The 16,041-nt window shown below is 34.7% G+C and carries 17 protein-coding genes; 4 read left to right on the top strand and 13 right to left on the bottom strand.

The genetic code is table 11. The annotated features are described in order from the left end of the window. Positions 1-14: 14 nt before the first annotated feature. The 6 genes from ACQUQZ_RS05435 to ACQUQZ_RS05410 form a co-directional block, all read right to left on the bottom strand. Complete coding sequence (locus tag ACQUQZ_RS05435) at positions 15-641, bottom strand: pyridoxamine 5'-phosphate oxidase family protein (RefSeq protein WP_435353757.1); 627 nt, start codon at positions 639-641, stop codon at positions 15-17. Positions 642-651: 10 nt separating this feature from the next. Continuing rightward, entirely contained in the window at positions 652-828 is a 177-nt protein-coding gene (locus tag ACQUQZ_RS05430; protein WP_435353756.1) for a hypothetical protein, read from the bottom strand. A gap of 11 nt (positions 829-839) precedes the next feature. Continuing rightward, the gene (locus ACQUQZ_RS05425; RefSeq protein WP_435353755.1) at positions 840-1,256 is read right to left on the bottom strand and encodes a DUF1348 family protein; all 417 of its coding nucleotides are present in this window, start codon (positions 1,254-1,256) and stop codon (positions 840-842) included. 63 nt (positions 1,257-1,319) lie between these two features. Continuing rightward, positions 1,320-1,853: a carboxymuconolactone decarboxylase family protein gene (locus ACQUQZ_RS05420; protein ID WP_435353754.1), complete on the bottom strand. Its 534-nt coding sequence runs from the start codon at positions 1,851-1,853 to the stop codon at positions 1,320-1,322. Positions 1,854-1,988: 135 nt separating this feature from the next. Next, complete coding sequence (locus ACQUQZ_RS05415) at positions 1,989-2,126, bottom strand: hypothetical protein (RefSeq protein WP_435353753.1); 138 nt, start codon at positions 2,124-2,126, stop codon at positions 1,989-1,991. Positions 2,127-2,133: 7 nt separating this feature from the next. Continuing rightward, positions 2,134-3,291 (bottom strand): MFS transporter, encoded by a 1,158-nt coding sequence (locus ACQUQZ_RS05410; RefSeq protein ID WP_435353752.1) that lies wholly within the window; start codon positions 3,289-3,291, stop codon positions 2,134-2,136. A 117-nt stretch (positions 3,292-3,408) separates the two neighbouring features. Between ACQUQZ_RS05410 and ACQUQZ_RS05405 the strand changes: the two genes are divergently transcribed. Next, complete coding sequence (locus ACQUQZ_RS05405; RefSeq protein ID WP_435353751.1) at positions 3,409-4,275, top strand: helix-turn-helix domain-containing protein; 867 nt, start codon at positions 3,409-3,411, stop codon at positions 4,273-4,275. Here ACQUQZ_RS05405 and ACQUQZ_RS05400 read toward each other — a convergent pair. The 7 genes from ACQUQZ_RS05400 to ACQUQZ_RS05370 all read right to left on the bottom strand — a co-directional run bounded on the left by ACQUQZ_RS05400 (position 4,267) and on the right by ACQUQZ_RS05370 (position 9,765). Beyond that, positions 4,267-5,496: an RNA polymerase sigma factor gene (locus ACQUQZ_RS05400; protein WP_435353750.1), complete on the bottom strand. Its 1,230-nt coding sequence runs from the start codon at positions 5,494-5,496 to the stop codon at positions 4,267-4,269. The two genes, ACQUQZ_RS05405 and ACQUQZ_RS05400, sit on opposite strands and share 9 nt — an antisense overlap. After that, the gene (locus ACQUQZ_RS05395; RefSeq protein WP_435353749.1) at positions 5,497-5,955 is read right to left on the bottom strand and encodes a DUF1569 domain-containing protein; all 459 of its coding nucleotides are present in this window, start codon (positions 5,953-5,955) and stop codon (positions 5,497-5,499) included. Positions 5,956-5,979: 24 nt separating this feature from the next. Continuing rightward, entirely contained in the window at positions 5,980-6,321 is a 342-nt protein-coding gene (locus ACQUQZ_RS05390) for a YciI family protein (protein ID WP_435353748.1), read from the bottom strand. A gap of 187 nt (positions 6,322-6,508) precedes the next feature. Further along, entirely contained in the window at positions 6,509-6,925 is a 417-nt protein-coding gene (locus tag ACQUQZ_RS05385) for an rRNA adenine methyltransferase (protein ID WP_435353747.1), read from the bottom strand. 61 nt (positions 6,926-6,986) lie between these two features. Next, a complete protein-coding gene (scpA, locus tag ACQUQZ_RS05380) occupies positions 6,987-9,158 on the bottom strand; it encodes a methylmalonyl-CoA mutase (RefSeq protein WP_435353745.1) in 2,172 nt (723 codons plus the stop codon). A 149-nt stretch (positions 9,159-9,307) separates the two neighbouring features. After that, positions 9,308-9,613: a helix-turn-helix domain-containing protein gene (locus ACQUQZ_RS05375; protein WP_435353744.1), complete on the bottom strand. Its 306-nt coding sequence runs from the start codon at positions 9,611-9,613 to the stop codon at positions 9,308-9,310. A gap of 11 nt (positions 9,614-9,624) precedes the next feature. Then, positions 9,625-9,765 carry a hypothetical protein gene (locus tag ACQUQZ_RS05370; RefSeq protein ID WP_435353743.1) on the bottom strand — a complete coding sequence of 47 codons (141 nt, stop codon included), beginning with the start codon at positions 9,763-9,765 and terminating at the stop codon, positions 9,625-9,627. Positions 9,766-9,908: 143 nt separating this feature from the next. Here ACQUQZ_RS05370 and ACQUQZ_RS05365 point away from each other — a divergent pair, with 143 nt between their 5' ends. From ACQUQZ_RS05365 to ACQUQZ_RS05355, 3 genes are all read left to right on the top strand, one after another. Then, positions 9,909-10,961 (top strand): hypothetical protein, encoded by a 1,053-nt coding sequence (locus tag ACQUQZ_RS05365; RefSeq protein ID WP_435353742.1) that lies wholly within the window; start codon positions 9,909-9,911, stop codon positions 10,959-10,961. A gap of 197 nt (positions 10,962-11,158) precedes the next feature. Then, positions 11,159-12,568, top strand: coding sequence for a PQQ-dependent sugar dehydrogenase (locus ACQUQZ_RS05360; RefSeq protein WP_435353741.1), 1,410 nt, complete (start codon positions 11,159-11,161; stop codon positions 12,566-12,568). 313 nt (positions 12,569-12,881) lie between these two features. Next, positions 12,882-15,974, top strand: a complete 3,093-nt coding sequence (locus ACQUQZ_RS05355) for a sensor histidine kinase (protein WP_435353740.1) — start codon at positions 12,882-12,884, stop codon at positions 15,972-15,974. Positions 15,975-16,041 lie beyond the last annotated feature (67 nt).

The raw sequence follows: 16,041 nt of genomic DNA, 5'->3' as shown, positions 1-16,041 counted from the left end.
AAAACTTCAGTATTCTAAGAATTATTAGCTGTTAACTGTACTTTCAAAGCTTTTATTTCTGCTTCAAGTTTTGAGATATATTCTCTTTGCGGAGCTAAAAAAGTATCAATTTCATCCAGTGTATAGCGTGGTGTGATGTGTTGTGGACAATTCCAGTCAAACGCCTCAATATGAAAAACCATCATACGTTCAGGTCGAAATTGATAGGTTTCTAAATTAAGCAATTCATATAATTCAGGATTTTCTTTAAGTTCAATAATTTCAGTTGTTGCATAAATTTTCAGTCTTGTTTTTGCAGGATAATCCATCAAAAACAAACAAACTTTATTATTGGTCGCCAAATTTCCAACAGAAATATATTGCATATTTCCTTTAAAATCAATAAATCCTAAGCGTTTTTCATCCAAAACTTTCAAAAAGCCCTTTGGCCCACCTCGATGCTGAATATAAGGAAAGCCATTCTCTCCAACCGTTGATATATAAAAGCTATCTCGATTTGAAATAAAAGCTATTTCGTTTGGAGTTAATGAATTACGAAAAGTTATTCTTTCCATACGTTCATAACTTGCCCTACTTCCGTACTTTTCTTGTAAATCTTTCGATGATTTACTAAAACCTATTTCTGCGAAGTTCTTTGCCATGACTTTTCTGTTATTTTTTGACTGACTTTTGTTCTTCTTGAGCTAATACTTTATCCCAAAGTGTATCCCCACATTCATCATAAATATATACTTCCTCCTCAGTTTCTACATTTTGACTACTTTTTGTAGTTTCGTCTGCAATCAGTGACAAATCTACATTGACCGATTTTTCTATTTGATTTTTCATAATAATTAATTTTATAATTTTCTATCTGATTCATTTATTGCCAAGTCATTGATACTTGCATAACGCTTCCGCATTAAACCGTTTTCATCAAACTCCCAATTTTCGTTACCATAAGCCCTAAACCATTGACCATCAACATCTTGATATTCATACTCAAATCGAACAGCCATGCGATTCTCACGAAAGCCCCATAACTCTTTTTTGAGTTTATAATTCAACTCTTTTTGCCATTTTTTTTGTAAAAAAGCAACAACTTCATGTCTTCCATTAATGAATTCCGTTCTATTTCTCCACTCAGTATCAACACTATAAGCCTTTGAAATCCTTTCTGGGTCTTGGCTATTCCAAGCATCTTCTGCCAATTTCACTTTTTGTAAAGCTGTTTCCATCGTAAATGGTGGTAGCGGGTGTTTTTGTTCAATATTCATTTTCGTTTCGATTTTGGGTGGAGAAAATGAGTCAATTGTTGCAATCAACTCATTTCTGAAAAATTACAATGCTGGAGCTAAAGGAAAATCTACTGGAACTTTAGTAAGATTATGTAGATAATTCATTGCTGTTTTATCGCTTATTTGAAGTATCAAATCTATTAAGTTTTCTTTAGTATAACCTTGTGCAAAAAACTCCGTCACCAAAGCATCGTTTGAGTTTCCTCTATTTTGGGTAATATCAGCAGCCAATTGCACCAATGAATTTAGTTTTGCATCTGCTGACTTTCCTTTTCTAATATCGAGTAATTGTTCATCAGAAAACCCATTCATTTTACCTAAAACCAAATGAGCACTTTGGCAATATACACAGCCATTAACTTGACTAACTATGAGATTAACTGCTTCTTTTTCTTTGTTCGACAAAGAAGTTTTAGCATTTTGATACGCTAAAAACCTTGCTAAACCATTATCTGAATAAGCAATGGTTGCATATAAATTAGGTACAAACCCTAATGCTTTTTGTAAGTTATCGAAAATTACTTGATTGGCTGGTGCGACTTGTTCTCTTGTTGGAACTAAAAATTGATTTTGCATTATCTAAAAACTTTAATTAATGTTATCGAAATTGATAATGCAAAGGTATAGCAGCAATGAACCCTATGAAATGGACAATGAACGCAAGTAGGTGGACTATTTTCTCTATTGAATTTTAGTGATAAACCGAGACAATCACACCAAATGATTGCCTCGATTTTGTATAATTTTTACGCCAACAATTATCAACCAAACCAACCAAAGGATGCTACCGATAAAGCCTGCTAAGATGAAAAAAGCGTATTGGCAATCGACACATAAGTATAAACTCATCTTTAAATTACTGTTTTTTGCTTAATAAAACCAAAATTCCAGCCATCAGCACAAACAAAAATAGAACAAACCCCAATCCAAATCTCAAACCAAACTCTTCGGCCAAATACCCAATCGTTGGTGGGCCAATAAAGAAGCCAGTATAACCAATAGAAGTAGCCATCGAAATCCCTGCCGATGGACTGATATTTTTAAGATTTCCTGCCGAAGAGAATACAATCGGTACAATCGTAGAAAGCCCCAAACCAACTAAAAAAAATCCAACAAAAGTACTCCAAACCGAGACAAAAGCAAGGGCAATTCCCAAACCTGCAATTGATAACAAGGCATCAATCAGCATCAATTTTTGTTTGCCAAGTTTTAGCGTAAAATAATCACCAAATACTCGTCCAATAGTCATGGATACACCAAAAGTGCCAAACGCCCACGCACTTAACACTTCACTTTGTCCGACCACTTTATTCATAAAAATAGCTGACCAGTCAACCATTGAACCTTCGCCCGTCATGCAGCAAAAAGCAATGATTCCGAAAGGCAAAATTGTTTTTAGAGCTAAAAGTTTGTCAGTTTTACCTTCAGAAACTATTGTTTCATTGGCAGTAGGTGTATCTTTTATCAATTTTGTAGAAGCCCAAATAGAAAGCAAAACGCCCGAAATACTTATTATAATTAAATGCGATTGCAACGGCACTTGAAAACTGGAAAAAACTCCACCAACAGCAGCTCCGATTGCCATTCCAATGCTAAAAACCGCATGAAACGATGAAAAAATTACTTTTCCCCAAAGACGTTCGACTAAAACTGCTTGTCCATTCATCGTTACATCCATCGAGCCTGAGGCTGCTCCGAGAAAGAAAAAACAAAGTCGAATTATCCATTCGTTCTGCGAAATGGCCACCAGTGGAATAGCCACACAAAACAATAATGCGGTCACTTTTACAATCGAATCAGAACCGAATTTGCTGCCCAGCCAGCCTGCCAATGGCATCGAAACTATCGAACCGAGAGCAATACAAAACAATACCGAACCCAACTGAGCATTATTTATACCAAAAAATCGCTGTAATTCAGGCAAGCGAGAAGTCCAATTAGCATATAAAAATCCATTGACAAAAAAGAAAGTCGAAACTGCGATTCGATTGGTAAGCAAAGATGTATTATTCATAATCATAAAATATTTGTTACAAAATTAGAAGAATAAATTATGGTAAAATTTTCTTTATTTGGCTATTTTTAACATCAAATTGTCTTAATTTTGATATAAAATCATATTTAGCAGCAAATGAAGGCTAAAAAACCTTTTTTAGAGGTAGTTCAACCCACACAAGGATTATCGTTGCGGGTGTATCATAATATACATACTCGCACTTGTTCGATGAAATCATGGCATTTTCATCCTGAGATAGAATTGGTCTGTGTACCGCATGGCAAAGGCCAATTATACATTGGCAATAAAGAATACGCTTATGAAGATGGCGTAGTGATTTTACTCAATTCAAATATTCCGCATAAAAGCTTTGATTTGGGCTTTGAAAGCGAGCATTATGAAGAATATGTATTGCAGATTACGCCAGAACAATTGAATATTTTATTGACCCAATTTCCAGAATTTGAAAAAGTAAATCAATTAGTAAAATTCGCTAAAGAAGGCATTGTACTTCCACTCTCTGCCAATGAAGCAATTTTTAGAAATAAATTTGAATCATTACCACAAAGTCATTCACTCAAAAAATGGCTAACTTTTATAGAAGTGTTAGATGAACTTTCAAGGGCAAATTATGAAGTTTTAGGGGTAGTTTCTGGAAATATTAACTCCCAACAAGCCGAACGAATCGAAAAGGTTTTTGAGTATATTTCTCATCATTTTGCCGAAAATATCAGCAGTCAAACTGTCGCTGATTTATTGCATTTAACTGATTCTTCTTTTTGTCGATTTTTTCAGAAACATACACAAAAAACTTTCAAGCAAGTTCTCAATGAATATCGCATCACACAAGCTTGCAAATCATTGTCATTTTCTGATAAAAGCATCGAATTCATCGCCTATGAATCGGGCTACAGCAATCAATCTTTTTTCAATAGAGTTTTTAAAGAAGTAATGCACACCACTCCGATGGTTTATCGGAAAGAAAGACAGAGTTTAAATTAAATTTTGCATTTTTTTTGAAATTACAGCCTTATCAACCTCAGTTTTTGAAAGTTTCATAGCAGTTTTTAAATGATTTAGAGCGATATCATTATCTAAATCGGTGAAGAGTTCGGCTAAAAGTGAATGGTATAAATGATTATCTGAGAGATTTAACTTCAAGGCTTCTTTGATTGCTTCTTGCTTTCCGCTTGTTTTTGCCAGAGCATAAGTTCTATTCAAGGCTGCAATGGGAGAATATTCTATTTGAAGCAGCCTATTATAAAGTTGTAAAATATTTTCCCATTTATTAGGCGTTTCAACTTTGGTACAATGCCAATAAGCAATTGAGGCTTCCAAATGATACTTTGAAATTTCTTGTCCTTTGGCACTTTCAATTAAGAAATAGTTACCTTTTTCAATCAAATCATCATTCCATAAATCTCTGTTTTGATTTTCATACAAAATATACTCTCCACTATCGGTAAATCTTGCCTCAAATCGAGAAGCGTGAAAACACATCAAAGACAATAAAGCATTTACACGTGGTTTGTTGGTTTTGCTATTTTCGAGCAATAAATAATTGAGCCGCATGGCTTCGAGGCAAAGCTCTTTGCGAAGGTTTTGGTTTTGAGTAGAAGAGTAATAGCCTTCATTGAACAACAAATAAATGGTGGTCAAAACAGCCTCTAATCTTTTGTCGATTTCAACTTCATCAGGAAGTTCGACTTTTATGTTTTCTTCTCGGAGTTTTTCTTTGGCTCTGAATAATCGTTTGTTGATGGTTTCTTTGTTACTTAAAAATGCTTCAGCAATTTCTTCAATGCCAAATCCGCACAAAATACGTAAGGCTAAACCTATCTGAGCCTCTATTGGAATAACAGGATTACAAATGGTAAACATCATTTGCAACTGACTATCGGCAATATTTTGTCGAGATAAATCAATGTCTATTTCTTCAAAATCTTCTTGGTTATGTTTGATTTCCTGAGCAATTTTTTCGGTAAAAATCTTATTTCTACGAAAATAATCTCTGGTTTTATTTTGAGCAACCGTATGCAGCCAAGCGGTTGGGTTATCAGGAATTCCCTTCAAACTCCAAGTTTCGGTTGCGAGTAAAAAAGTATCATTGGCAATATCTTCAGCTATTTCGATATGAACAATTCCAAACAATTTACAGAGTACCGAAATGATTTTTCGATACTCTGTTTTGAATAAATATGGAATGAGTTCATTTTTTTGCATTTATACACCAAATTGAGTCAAATGATGGTCTAAATGTTTATAAAACATATTGTTCCATTCGGTTTTGTTTAAAGTTCCAAACGAATGAGATTCTTTTCCATCAAAATAACTTTCACCTAATTGTTGTGTTTTAGTCAGATAATCAATCAAACGTTTTTTCTCAAGCTCAAAGTTTTTGGCATCTTTGATAAGAAATTGAGGGGCAGTTTGACTATTTCTTTTGTAAGATACTTCATTCACTACGGTATTTTTAACCAGCAATTTCAAAACGAATTTCATAAAAGCATTCGGTTTTGGGTGAATGTCTTCATAAACCATTTCATAAGTTACATTACAATGAGCCAACATTTTGTCCACACTCATTTTTCCCCATTGAGGCTGAGTACTTGCTGTCAACTGATTAATTCTCTGAATAACCGCATCAGAAACTGATTTTGTAAAAATATTTGGTAGTGCCATATTGATTGTTTTGTGGTGAAATTACTACATTTTTATGATACTTCTCAACTCCACATGCCCGCCAACTGATAAGACGGGGCAACCTTCTGCCAATTTTAAAGCTTCTTCCATTGAGTCCGCTTTTACTACTATGTTTCCACCCACAATTTCTTTTAGTTCGGCATAGGGGCCGTCAGTCACAACATTATTAGGCTTAAGTATTTTGCTATCAATCGAACTTAGGCGGTTTGTACTAACAAATTTGCCTTGTGCGGCAATCCCTCCTATCCAATCTTGCCATTGTTTGATACTGGCTTGCATTTGTTCAAATGTTGGCTTAAACTCTGGCATGTAAGGATTACGGAAAATCATCATGAATTCGTTCATTGCATTAAGATTTAAATGGTTGTTATTATTGAAACTACAACACTATGACGATTGGCATTTGAAGAATTGGACAAATTTGAAGTATTTTTTTGGGAAATAAAATTCCTGTGAGGTTTTACACAAGAAAAAATCTACATAAGTTACTGATAATCACAAGCTTATACAATTTTATATTATTATAAAATTATTATACAACTCTTTCTAAACCATTTATTATAGCCGATTCAATCATTTTTCCATAACCATCATTCGGCAAATGGTCGGTATATGTTAAGGCTAATTGATAGTTTTCTATTGCATTTTCAAAATCTTTTAAATCTTCATAACACTTTCCAATATTCAAATAAAGCGATGGAAAACTTTCTTTTATCTCTTCATTATCTACTTTTATTGCAGCATTTAAGGCGATTTTATCCCAATTTAATTTATCTTCGGTGCTTTTTTGATGCCGAGCTACATAATGAGCAGCTATGAATTTTTCAAAATCGTTAGTAGCTTCATCCCAAGCCCGTTGAAATAATTGAAGAGCTTCGGAAGCATCTCCTTCAATATTTATTCCTTCGGCACAAAGTTTTACTATAGGATTATTTGGGTCGAATTGCATTTTGGTTTTTCTATGCTCAAATATTTTTCTTTTGAAGAATTGGCTGAAATGATAAATTCACCTATACTCCCATCAATTCCTTTAAAATCTTCTGAGCAGCTACCGAAATAACTGTCCCTGGTCCAAAAATACCTTTTACACCTGCATCATATAAATATTGGTAATCTTGTGCAGGAATTACCCCTCCTGCAATCACCATAATATCTTCTCTACCCAACTTTTTCAACTCTTCAATCAACTGTGGTACGAGCGTTTTATGCCCAGCCGCCAAGCTTGATGCACCAACAATATGTACATCGTTTTCGGTGGCTTGTCTCGCTGTTTCTTCGGGAGTTTGAAAAAGAGGGCCAATGTCCACATCGAAGCCTAAATCGGCAAAACTGGTTGCAATTACCTTTGCTCCACGGTCATGACCGTCTTGCCCCATTTTGGCAACCATAATTCTCGGACGACGACCTTCGATTTCGGCAAAACGATTAGTCATTTCTTTGACAAGCTTGAAATTCTCATCGTCCGAAACTTCAGCCTGATAAATACCTGATATTGAGCGAATTACGGCTTTGTGTCGCCCTGATACTTTTTCCATAGCATACGAAATTTCACCTAAAGTAGCACGTTTTCTGGCAGCATCTATTGCTAAAGCCAATAAATTTTCTGCTTGCTCGCTATTTTTACAAGCTTCCGTTATTTTATCTAAAATTGCATTGACTTCCTCAATATTTCTTTCCGCCTTGATTCTCTCAAGTTTTTCAATTTGTTTACGTCTAACTTCCTGGTTATCAATATCTAATACATCAATAATAGTCTCTTCATCCGTTCTAAATTTATTGACTCCCACAATTATATCTTTGCCCGAATCTATCCTTGCTTGTTTTCTTGCCGCTGCTTCTTCGATTCTCATTTTTGGCAAACCTGTTTCAATCGCCTTTGTCATTCCACCCAAAACTTCTACTTCTTCAATCAAAGCCCATGCTTTTTCAACCAATTCTTTGGTTAAATATTCAACATAATAAGACCCACCCCAAGGGTCAACAACTCGACAAATTTCGGTTTCGTGTTGCAAATACAATTGCGTATTTCGGGCAATTCTTGCTGAAAAATCTGTCGGTAAAGCCATTGCTTCATCTAACGAATTCGTATGCAAAGACTGCGTATGTCCTAAAACTGCCGACATGGCTTCAATGGTCGTTCGTGCCACATTATTGAATGGATCTTGCTCGGTAAGTGACCAGCCCGAAGTTTGGCAATGGGTACGTAAAGCCAAAGATTTATCATTTTTAGGATTAAATTGTTTTACAATTTTTGCCCAAAGCAAACGCCCTGCACGCATTTTGGCAATTTCCATGAAATGGTTCATGCCAATTCCCCAAAAAAATGAAAGTCTTGGAGCAAAAGCATCAATATCCATTCCTGCAGCAATTCCTGTGCGAATATACTCCAAACCATCGGCCAAAGTATAAGCCAATTCTAAATGTGCTGGAGCTCCAGCCTCGTGAATATGATAACCAGAAATCGAAATTGAGTTGAATTTTGGCATATTTTTGGCCGTATAAGCAAAAATATCTCCCACAATTCGCATCGAAAATTCGGGCGGATAAATGTAGGTATTTCGTACCATAAACTCCTTCAAAATATCATTCTGAATCGTTCCAGATAGTTTTTCTGGCGAAACGCCTTGCTCTTCGGCAGCTACAATATAAAATGCCATGATGGGTAAAACTGCACCATTCATAGTCATCGAAACCGACATTTCGTCTAAAGGAATTTGGTCGAATAAAATTTTCATATCTTCGACCGTGTCAATGGCAACACCAGCTTTTCCAACGTCACCCGTTACTCTTGGATGGTCAGAATCATAACCTCGATGTGTCGCCAAGTCGAAAGCAACAGACAAACCTTTTTGTCCACCAGCCAAATTTTTTCTATAAAAAGCATTCGATTCTTCGGCGGTCGAAAAGCCTGCATATTGCCTAATTGTCCAAGGTTGCATGACATACATCGTGCTATATGGCCCTCTCAAAAATGGTGGAATTCCCGCAGAAAAGTGTATATGTTCAGCATTTTTAATATCATTAGCCGTAAAATGAGGCTTGACATTTATCCCTTCGGCAGTTCGGAAAGTAGATTCGGGATTCGAGATTCGAGATTTAAGGCTCGACTCGTCGCTACTAATAGTCGATTGTCGACTACCGACTGCCGAATTTAGTGATATTTTTGAAAAATCTGGTTTCATTGCTTGATGCTTGAAAATTGGCAATCATAATGATGCTGACAATGCCACAACTTAGAAAGTTGTGTTACAAACATACAAAACAAAAAAAAGTTTGCCACTATAAGCGACAAACTTTCCTGCTAATTTAAAGTAGATTTGTTTCAAAAGTTTTAGTTATATATCAACGATTTCGTCGAGATTGCTTTGTTGCTCAACGAAGGTTTCAATGATGTCTCATTTAATTGCTTTGGTAAATCTTTCAATCCACCAAGTCCACGAGCTTCCCACGCATCAAGCCAGTTAGTGATTGTTCCACGACTGACTTCAAAAATATCAGATAAAACGGTTACATTATAGCCTTTATAGCTCAACAAAATAGCTTTTGCTCTCTCCCGCTCCCGATAGTTACGACTACGGCGGGCAATGTCTCTCAAATAATCAGCTTGGTCTTGGGTTATTTGTCTTACGTAACGCATAAATAAGTTTATTAAGTACGATTATATAACTTAAAATCTGTTATGTTTACTGTACATTTACCAAGACGATGAATCAAGAATAAACGCTGTAAACTTATCAAGATTTTTTTATAGGTACGTAAAATAAGAGGCAAAGGTTGATTTTCTGTCATAAACAAAATAAACGTTGATAAAGAGTTTTTTCACCTTTTATCATTCTTTTCTTGGGTATTTCCTCTTATTATCCGTTAATTTGTTTTCAAAATTTAGTTTTTATTTTCAACAAATAAATCGTGGCGACGAACGCACTAAAAAAATGAATCAATTAACCCCCTTTGCAAGATTCCTCATCATGCTTGCCATTCTTGGAGCAATCTTTTTTGGCGGAAAGTATATCCTCGAAAACACTGGTTTTGGCAAAAATCTAATGAGTAAAAGTGCTGAACAAAAATCAGAAACAGACACGAAAGCTCCAGAAGAAGGCCCAGCAAACGAAAGTAGTGCTACTGCAACAGGTTCCTCATCAAGTAGTTCTTCAAGTGACAATGAAGCAAGTGCATCAACCTCTTCTTCATTTAGTTATGTTGCACCCGAGCCTATCAATGGTAAGTTAAAAGGTGTTGTTGAGTTAGGTGCAAGTGGTTTCAATTCATTTATTGTTAGAATTGATAAAAGCAAAAACTGGAAACTTGAAAAAGCTGAATTTGGCAACAGTTTAGTGACCGAAAATATGGCAACAGATGATGATATTCGTGCAGGCTTGAAACAATATATCGGAAAAATGCTTGACTTTGGTGTCAGTGGACGTGATATTCATTTTGTTGTGAGTTCAGGTGCTGTTAAAGCTGAAGTTACTCAAAAAATTGTTAAAAACTTAAAGGCTTTAAACTATTTTGTGAATACTGTTACACCTGAACAAGAAGGAGCTTACGGCTTAAAATGTGTACTTCCACAAGACTTTGAAGATGAAGCTTTTGTAACAGACATTGGTTCGGGAAATACTAAAATTTCATGGAAAAATGGTGGAGTTTCATCCTTTGAAACGTATGGAGCTAAATATTTCCAAGATGGAACAGATGATGGAAAAGTGTATAATGATGTAAAAACAAAATGTGCTGAAATTCCATCAATGAAGCGTAAAACCTGCTTTATCATAGGTGGTGTGCCTTTTTCTATGGCAAAACAAGTACGTGAAGGCAAAGAAAGATACACGATTTTAAAGGCTCCAAAAGATTATAAAATGGATGATGCCAAAGGAAAAGCTGGCGTAAATATCTATAAAGCCATCAAAGATGCTACTGGCTGTGATCAATTTATTTTTGACTGGGATGCTAATTTTACTATCGGTTTTTTACTGAATTTACCATAAAATTATTTCTCTGATTTATAAGCCTTTCAGCATAAATGCTGAAAGGCTTTTTTATTTAATCATACAACGACTGATTTTCCTTCAAAACCTACGAAATCTTAAAATAATTTTATCTTATTTTTAGGATACTTTTTTAAAGAAAAATATTGCTGTAAATTGCATTATTATCCAATTACCCTAACCAAACTCATTATAAAATGGCTAAAAAACTACTACCACTGCTAATTATAAGTAGCATTTTATATTTGAATTTTATTCCTACGAATAATTCAAAAACCCCATCTATTTCAGACCCTAAAACAGAAAAAATTTATACACAATATTGTTCAAGCTGTCATGGTGAAAAAGTAGAAGCTTTTGTTGATAGAACTTGGAAACACGGTAAGTCGAAAGCTGAGATTGTTGCAAGTATCACTAATGGTTATGTAGATTTGGGAATGCCAACGTGGAAAGCAATCATTGATGCTAAAGATATTGATAAATTGGCCGAGTTAATTGTTAAAAACATTGCCAATGTTGACCAATATAAAGTATCAAATAAGCCAACCTCAAATATTTTCAAATCTTCAGGTATAACTGTTTCTTTAGATACAATTGCTACAGGATTTGAAAGCCCTTGGGGTTTTGCTCAATTACCTAATGAACAATATTTAATTACCGACCGTGCAGGTGTATTGTATTTGGTCGATAATAATCGTAACAAAACTATTATCAAAAACACCCCTAAAGCATTAGCTGAAGGTCAAGGAGGGCTACTTGATATTGAACTTCATCCAAATTTTTCTGATAATGGTTGGATTTATTTATCGTATTCAAAGTTTAAAGAAGAAAATGGCACAAAATTGACCACAACTGCCATTGTAAGAGGTCGAATTTCGGGCAATGAGTTTACCGAAGTTGAAGAAATATTCGAAGCCCAACCTTATACCAAAACCAAACATCATTATGGTTCAAGACTCGTTTTCGACAAGCAAGGTTATTTATACTTCACTGTCGGAGAGCGTGGTATGGAAACCGTTTTTCCACAAAATACTGATAATGACAATGGCAAAATTCACCGTATCTATGATGATGGCAGTATTCCTAAAGATAACCCTTTTGTAAATGACACAAAAAGCCGTGGAAGTATTTATAGTTTCGGTCATAGAAACCCACAAGGATTAACACTAAACAAAGAGACAGGTGAAATTTGGGAGCATGAACATGGCCCACGTGGCGGAGATGAAGTAAATATTGCGAAAAAAGGAGCAAATTTTGGTTGGCCTGTTATTTCTTATGGCATTAATTATGATGGTAAACCAATCACCAACATTAGCCAAAAAGAAGGAATGGAGCAACCTGAACTCTACTGGATTCCATCAATCGCACCTTCTGGAATGGCTTTTGTGAGTAGTGATAAATACCCTGCTTGGAAGGGCAGCTTAATGGTCGGCTCACTCCGCTTCAATTATCTCAATCGTTGTATTATCAAAAACAATAAGATTGTAGGTCAAGAAAAACTCCTTGTAAATGTTGGTCGTATGCGTAATGTTGAAATGGGTGTTGATGGTTACCTCTACGTAAGCATAGAAAACCCAGGAACAGTGTTTAGATTGAGACCAAACTAAGGGAATGTCGAATATCGAATGTGGAATATTGAATGACGAGTTACGAATGATGAATGTCGAGTAACGAATAAAGAATGATGTATAGCTAAGCTATACGAATCATTATCAGTCACTTATAACTTTTTGAATGACCTTAAATGCCTTTCAGAACAAAGTTTTGAAAGGCATTTAAATTACATATTTGCGATTCATCATTCCTTACTCGTTATTCGTTTCCTCATCATTCGTCGATCGTCATTCCTATTATTCCCCCCAAAATGGGTTAGGTTTTGATAAACATTAAATCCGTAACTTAGCACTTCAATTCTATGTTATGTTTCTACGATTGCTATTCATATTTTTATTGATTGGCCATTTTGCGTTGGCTAAAGGTCATTTTGACCAAATTGGCTTAAAAGAAGGTCTTAGTCAAAGTGAAGTGCGAACCATCTTGCAAGACAATGATGGCTATATGTGGTTTGGTACGCAGAATGGGCTTAATCGCTATGATGGCTTACAAATACAACATTTCTATAATAATCCTTTTGAAAAAAATACTCTTTCTAATGATGATATTAGTTTTTTGTACGAGGATTCAAAAAATAAATTGTGGATTGGTACTAAACATGGACTCAATAGCTTCAATAAAATCACAAAAGATTTCACTCGACACACTGATTTAGAAAAAAACAATGACTATTCTTCAGTCATCACAGGTATTACCGAAGACCGCCATAAGACACTTTGGGTAAGTACTTATAACGGACTTTGGCGATTGATTCCTAAAGGAAAAACCTACAAAGCCATTCATTTCACAAATGACAATAAAAACAATAAAAGCCTCAATAATAATACTTTATCTTACATTGTAAAAGATAAAAAAGGCGAAATTTGGTTAGGAAGTAGATCGGGTTTGAACAAAATTATTATCAAAAATGATAAAGAATTACCCGAACAACAACATGTTGAATTTCAACATGCGAAAAATTCTCCAAATTCAGTATATAAATCTTTAAATACGCCTATCAATCGCCTATTTTGTGATGCACAAAATAACCTTTGGATAACTTCGCTAAATAAAGTTTTCCGCCTTAATCTAAATGATTTAAGTCTAATTGATTTTAGCAATCAATTGGCTGTGCCTGATAATTTTAATTCCTCAATTATGCTCGACCGCTACGGCACTCTCTGGTTAGGGACTTATGGCAATGGGGCATTTCGTTATGAAATAAAAAACGACAAAATAAAACTGATTGAACACATAGAAGAAGATATTTCGAGTAATAATGGATTAAAAAGTAGTGTTGTTTATACCATTTATGAGGGGAAAGAGGCAAACGAAGACATTGTATGGATAGGTACGAGAGATGCTGGCGTGCATACATTTAGTCATTCCAAAAATAGTTTTAAGCAATGGGATAAAATATTATTAAAAGAAAAATCAGTAGCATCAGCATCTGTTTTTGGTATTTGTAAAGACAGCTTTGGTTATCTATGGGTAGGCACTTATGAAGGTTTATTTAAGATAAATATCGCTACCAATGTACTCGAAAAGCAGTTTTTAAATAATAATGATGAAAGGCAAAATTTCTCTCAAGCTGTTTTTGAAGATAGCCATAAAAACCTCTGGGTAGGTGCTAATGAAGGATTATTTCGCTACAATCGAAAAACAAGAAAATTCTTTAAATTTAATATTCCCAAAATCAAAGGTTACGAACCTAAAGTGATGCGATTTTTAGAAGATCGAAATCATACAATTTGGGTAGGGACAAATGCTTATTTGCTTAAAATTGAAGGAAAAAAAATAAAAACTTATGAGAAAACTCCTGATAATATTTGGCTGTCAGTGATGGCTTTGGAAGAAGATGAAAAGGGGAATTTATGGCTTGGTACTAATAATGGTTTGGTTAAATTCAATCCTATAAACGAATCTTTCAAAACTTATAGAAATGATGCCGAAAACCCAAAAAGCCTGATAAACGACCTTGTTTTGTGCATTTTACATGATAAAAACAATCAAATTTGGGTAGGAAGTGCCAAAGGACTAAGTAAATTGGTTGTTGAAAACGGTAAAGAAAATTTTGTTCATTTTACCGAAAAAAATGGCTTGCCCAATAACTTTATTTATGGGGCTTTACCCGATGCCAAAGGCAGGATTTGGCTAAGTACCAACAATGGTATTTCATGTTTTGACCCAGCACTTCAAACTTTCAAAAATTATTCTTCCGACGATGGATTGGCTAATCGTGAATTTAATTCTGGGGCATATTTCAGGGCAGCCGATGGCGAACTTTTTTTTGGAGGTTTGTCTGTTTTGATAAGTTTTAATCCATTGCAAATGGTTGATAATCAACATCTTCCTAAAACTATCATTGCTTCATTTAAAAAATTTGAGCAAGCACAAAACGTAGATAGTTTGCTAAAAAAAGATGGTAAAGTAAAACTTAATTATGATGAAAATTTCTTTACATTTCAATTTTCTCCACTTGATTTTACAAATCCAGAAAAAAATCAAATTGCTTATCAATTAGAAAACTTTGACAAAGATTGGGTGTATTGTGGTTCTCGTCGGTATATCAATTTTGCTAATCTAAAAGCTGGTGATTATGTCTTAAAAGTAAAAAGTTCTAATAATCAAGGTATATGGAATAATACCAATGTACTAAGCATTCCAATTTACATCAAACCTCCATTTTGGCAAACTTGGTGGTTTTTTCTATTAACTACTGCAATCATAGCGATATTAGTCACTGCCTTTTATCGCTTTAAAGTTAATCGTGTCCTTGAGCTTGAGCGAGTCAAATTAGATGAAAATGAGCGTGTTAGAAAAATTGCAGCCCAAGATATGCACGATGAATTTGGGAATTCACTTACCAGAATCTCGCTTTTGACTGAGCTTATTAAAAACAAACTCAAAAAAGCTGAAAATGATGAGGCATTGGTACTTTTATCAAAAATTGGTGACAATGCCAATCGACTTTATCAAGGCACAAAAGATTTCATTTGGGCGATAAATCCTGAGCATGATAATTTATTTGAAATTGCCATTCGTATCAAAGATTTTTGTGATGAAACACTTGATAAAACTGATATTAGATTTGTTTGTGAGGGAATTTCAGATGATTTTGCTCATATTAAACTACCAATGGGAGCAAGTCGGCATTTAGTGATGTTGTTCAAAGAAGCCATTATGAATACCCTCAAACACGCCAGAGCTACGCAAGTAAGACTTTGTTTTAAATTTGAAAACAATCAATTACAAGTAATTTGGCAAGATAATGGCGTTGGCATTCAAGTAAATAAACCTAACAATGGAAACGGGTTAGCTAATATTTGTAGTCGTGCCGAAAAAATTGGAGGAAAAGCAGAAATCAATTCAAAAAATAATGAAGGTACAACTATTAGGTTTATAATGAATGAAGTCTGACTTTCATATTGTCAATATTTTCATTAAAATTAACCATTTTTTGTACAATAATTTTCCAAATTGTTTG

It is taken from the genome of Emticicia sp. SJ17W-69, assembly GCF_051209875.1.
Classification (GTDB): Bacteria; Bacteroidota; Bacteroidia; order Cytophagales; family Spirosomataceae; genus Emticicia.
The sequence above is the reverse complement of the archived record's forward strand: the minus strand, read 5'-3'. Positions and strand labels throughout refer to the sequence as shown.

Coding starts and splice junctions, on each gene's coding strand:
- ACQUQZ_RS05435 (WP_435353757.1), bottom strand. CDS start 641: ATGGCAAAGAACTTCGCAGAAATAGGTTTTAGTAAATCATCGAAAGAT.
- ACQUQZ_RS05430 (WP_435353756.1), bottom strand. CDS start 828: ATGAAAAATCAAATAGAAAAATCGGTCAATGTAGATTTGTCACTGATT.
- ACQUQZ_RS05425 (WP_435353755.1), bottom strand. CDS start 1,256: ATGAATATTGAACAAAAACACCCGCTACCACCATTTACGATGGAAACA.
- ACQUQZ_RS05420 (WP_435353754.1), bottom strand. CDS start 1,853: ATGCAAAATCAATTTTTAGTTCCAACAAGAGAACAAGTCGCACCAGCC.
- ACQUQZ_RS05415 (WP_435353753.1), bottom strand. CDS start 2,126: ATGAGTTTATACTTATGTGTCGATTGCCAATACGCTTTTTTCATCTTA.
- ACQUQZ_RS05410 (WP_435353752.1), bottom strand. CDS start 3,291: ATGAATAATACATCTTTGCTTACCAATCGAATCGCAGTTTCGACTTTC.
- ACQUQZ_RS05405 (WP_435353751.1), top strand. CDS start 3,409: ATGAAGGCTAAAAAACCTTTTTTAGAGGTAGTTCAACCCACACAAGGA.
- ACQUQZ_RS05400 (WP_435353750.1), bottom strand. CDS start 5,496: ATGCAAAAAAATGAACTCATTCCATATTTATTCAAAACAGAGTATCGA.
- ACQUQZ_RS05395 (WP_435353749.1), bottom strand. CDS start 5,955: ATGGCACTACCAAATATTTTTACAAAATCAGTTTCTGATGCGGTTATT.
- ACQUQZ_RS05390 (WP_435353748.1), bottom strand. CDS start 6,321: ATGAACGAATTCATGATGATTTTCCGTAATCCTTACATGCCAGAGTTT.
- ACQUQZ_RS05385 (WP_435353747.1), bottom strand. CDS start 6,925: ATGCAATTCGACCCAAATAATCCTATAGTAAAACTTTGTGCCGAAGGA.
- scpA (WP_435353745.1), bottom strand. CDS start 9,158: ATGAAACCAGATTTTTCAAAAATATCACTAAATTCGGCAGTCGGTAGT.
- ACQUQZ_RS05375 (WP_435353744.1), bottom strand. CDS start 9,613: ATGCGTTACGTAAGACAAATAACCCAAGACCAAGCTGATTATTTGAGA.
- ACQUQZ_RS05370 (WP_435353743.1), bottom strand. CDS start 9,765: ATGACAGAAAATCAACCTTTGCCTCTTATTTTACGTACCTATAAAAAA.
- ACQUQZ_RS05365 (WP_435353742.1), top strand. CDS start 9,909: ATGAATCAATTAACCCCCTTTGCAAGATTCCTCATCATGCTTGCCATT.
- ACQUQZ_RS05360 (WP_435353741.1), top strand. CDS start 11,159: ATGGCTAAAAAACTACTACCACTGCTAATTATAAGTAGCATTTTATAT.
- ACQUQZ_RS05355 (WP_435353740.1), top strand. CDS start 12,882: ATGTTTCTACGATTGCTATTCATATTTTTATTGATTGGCCATTTTGCG.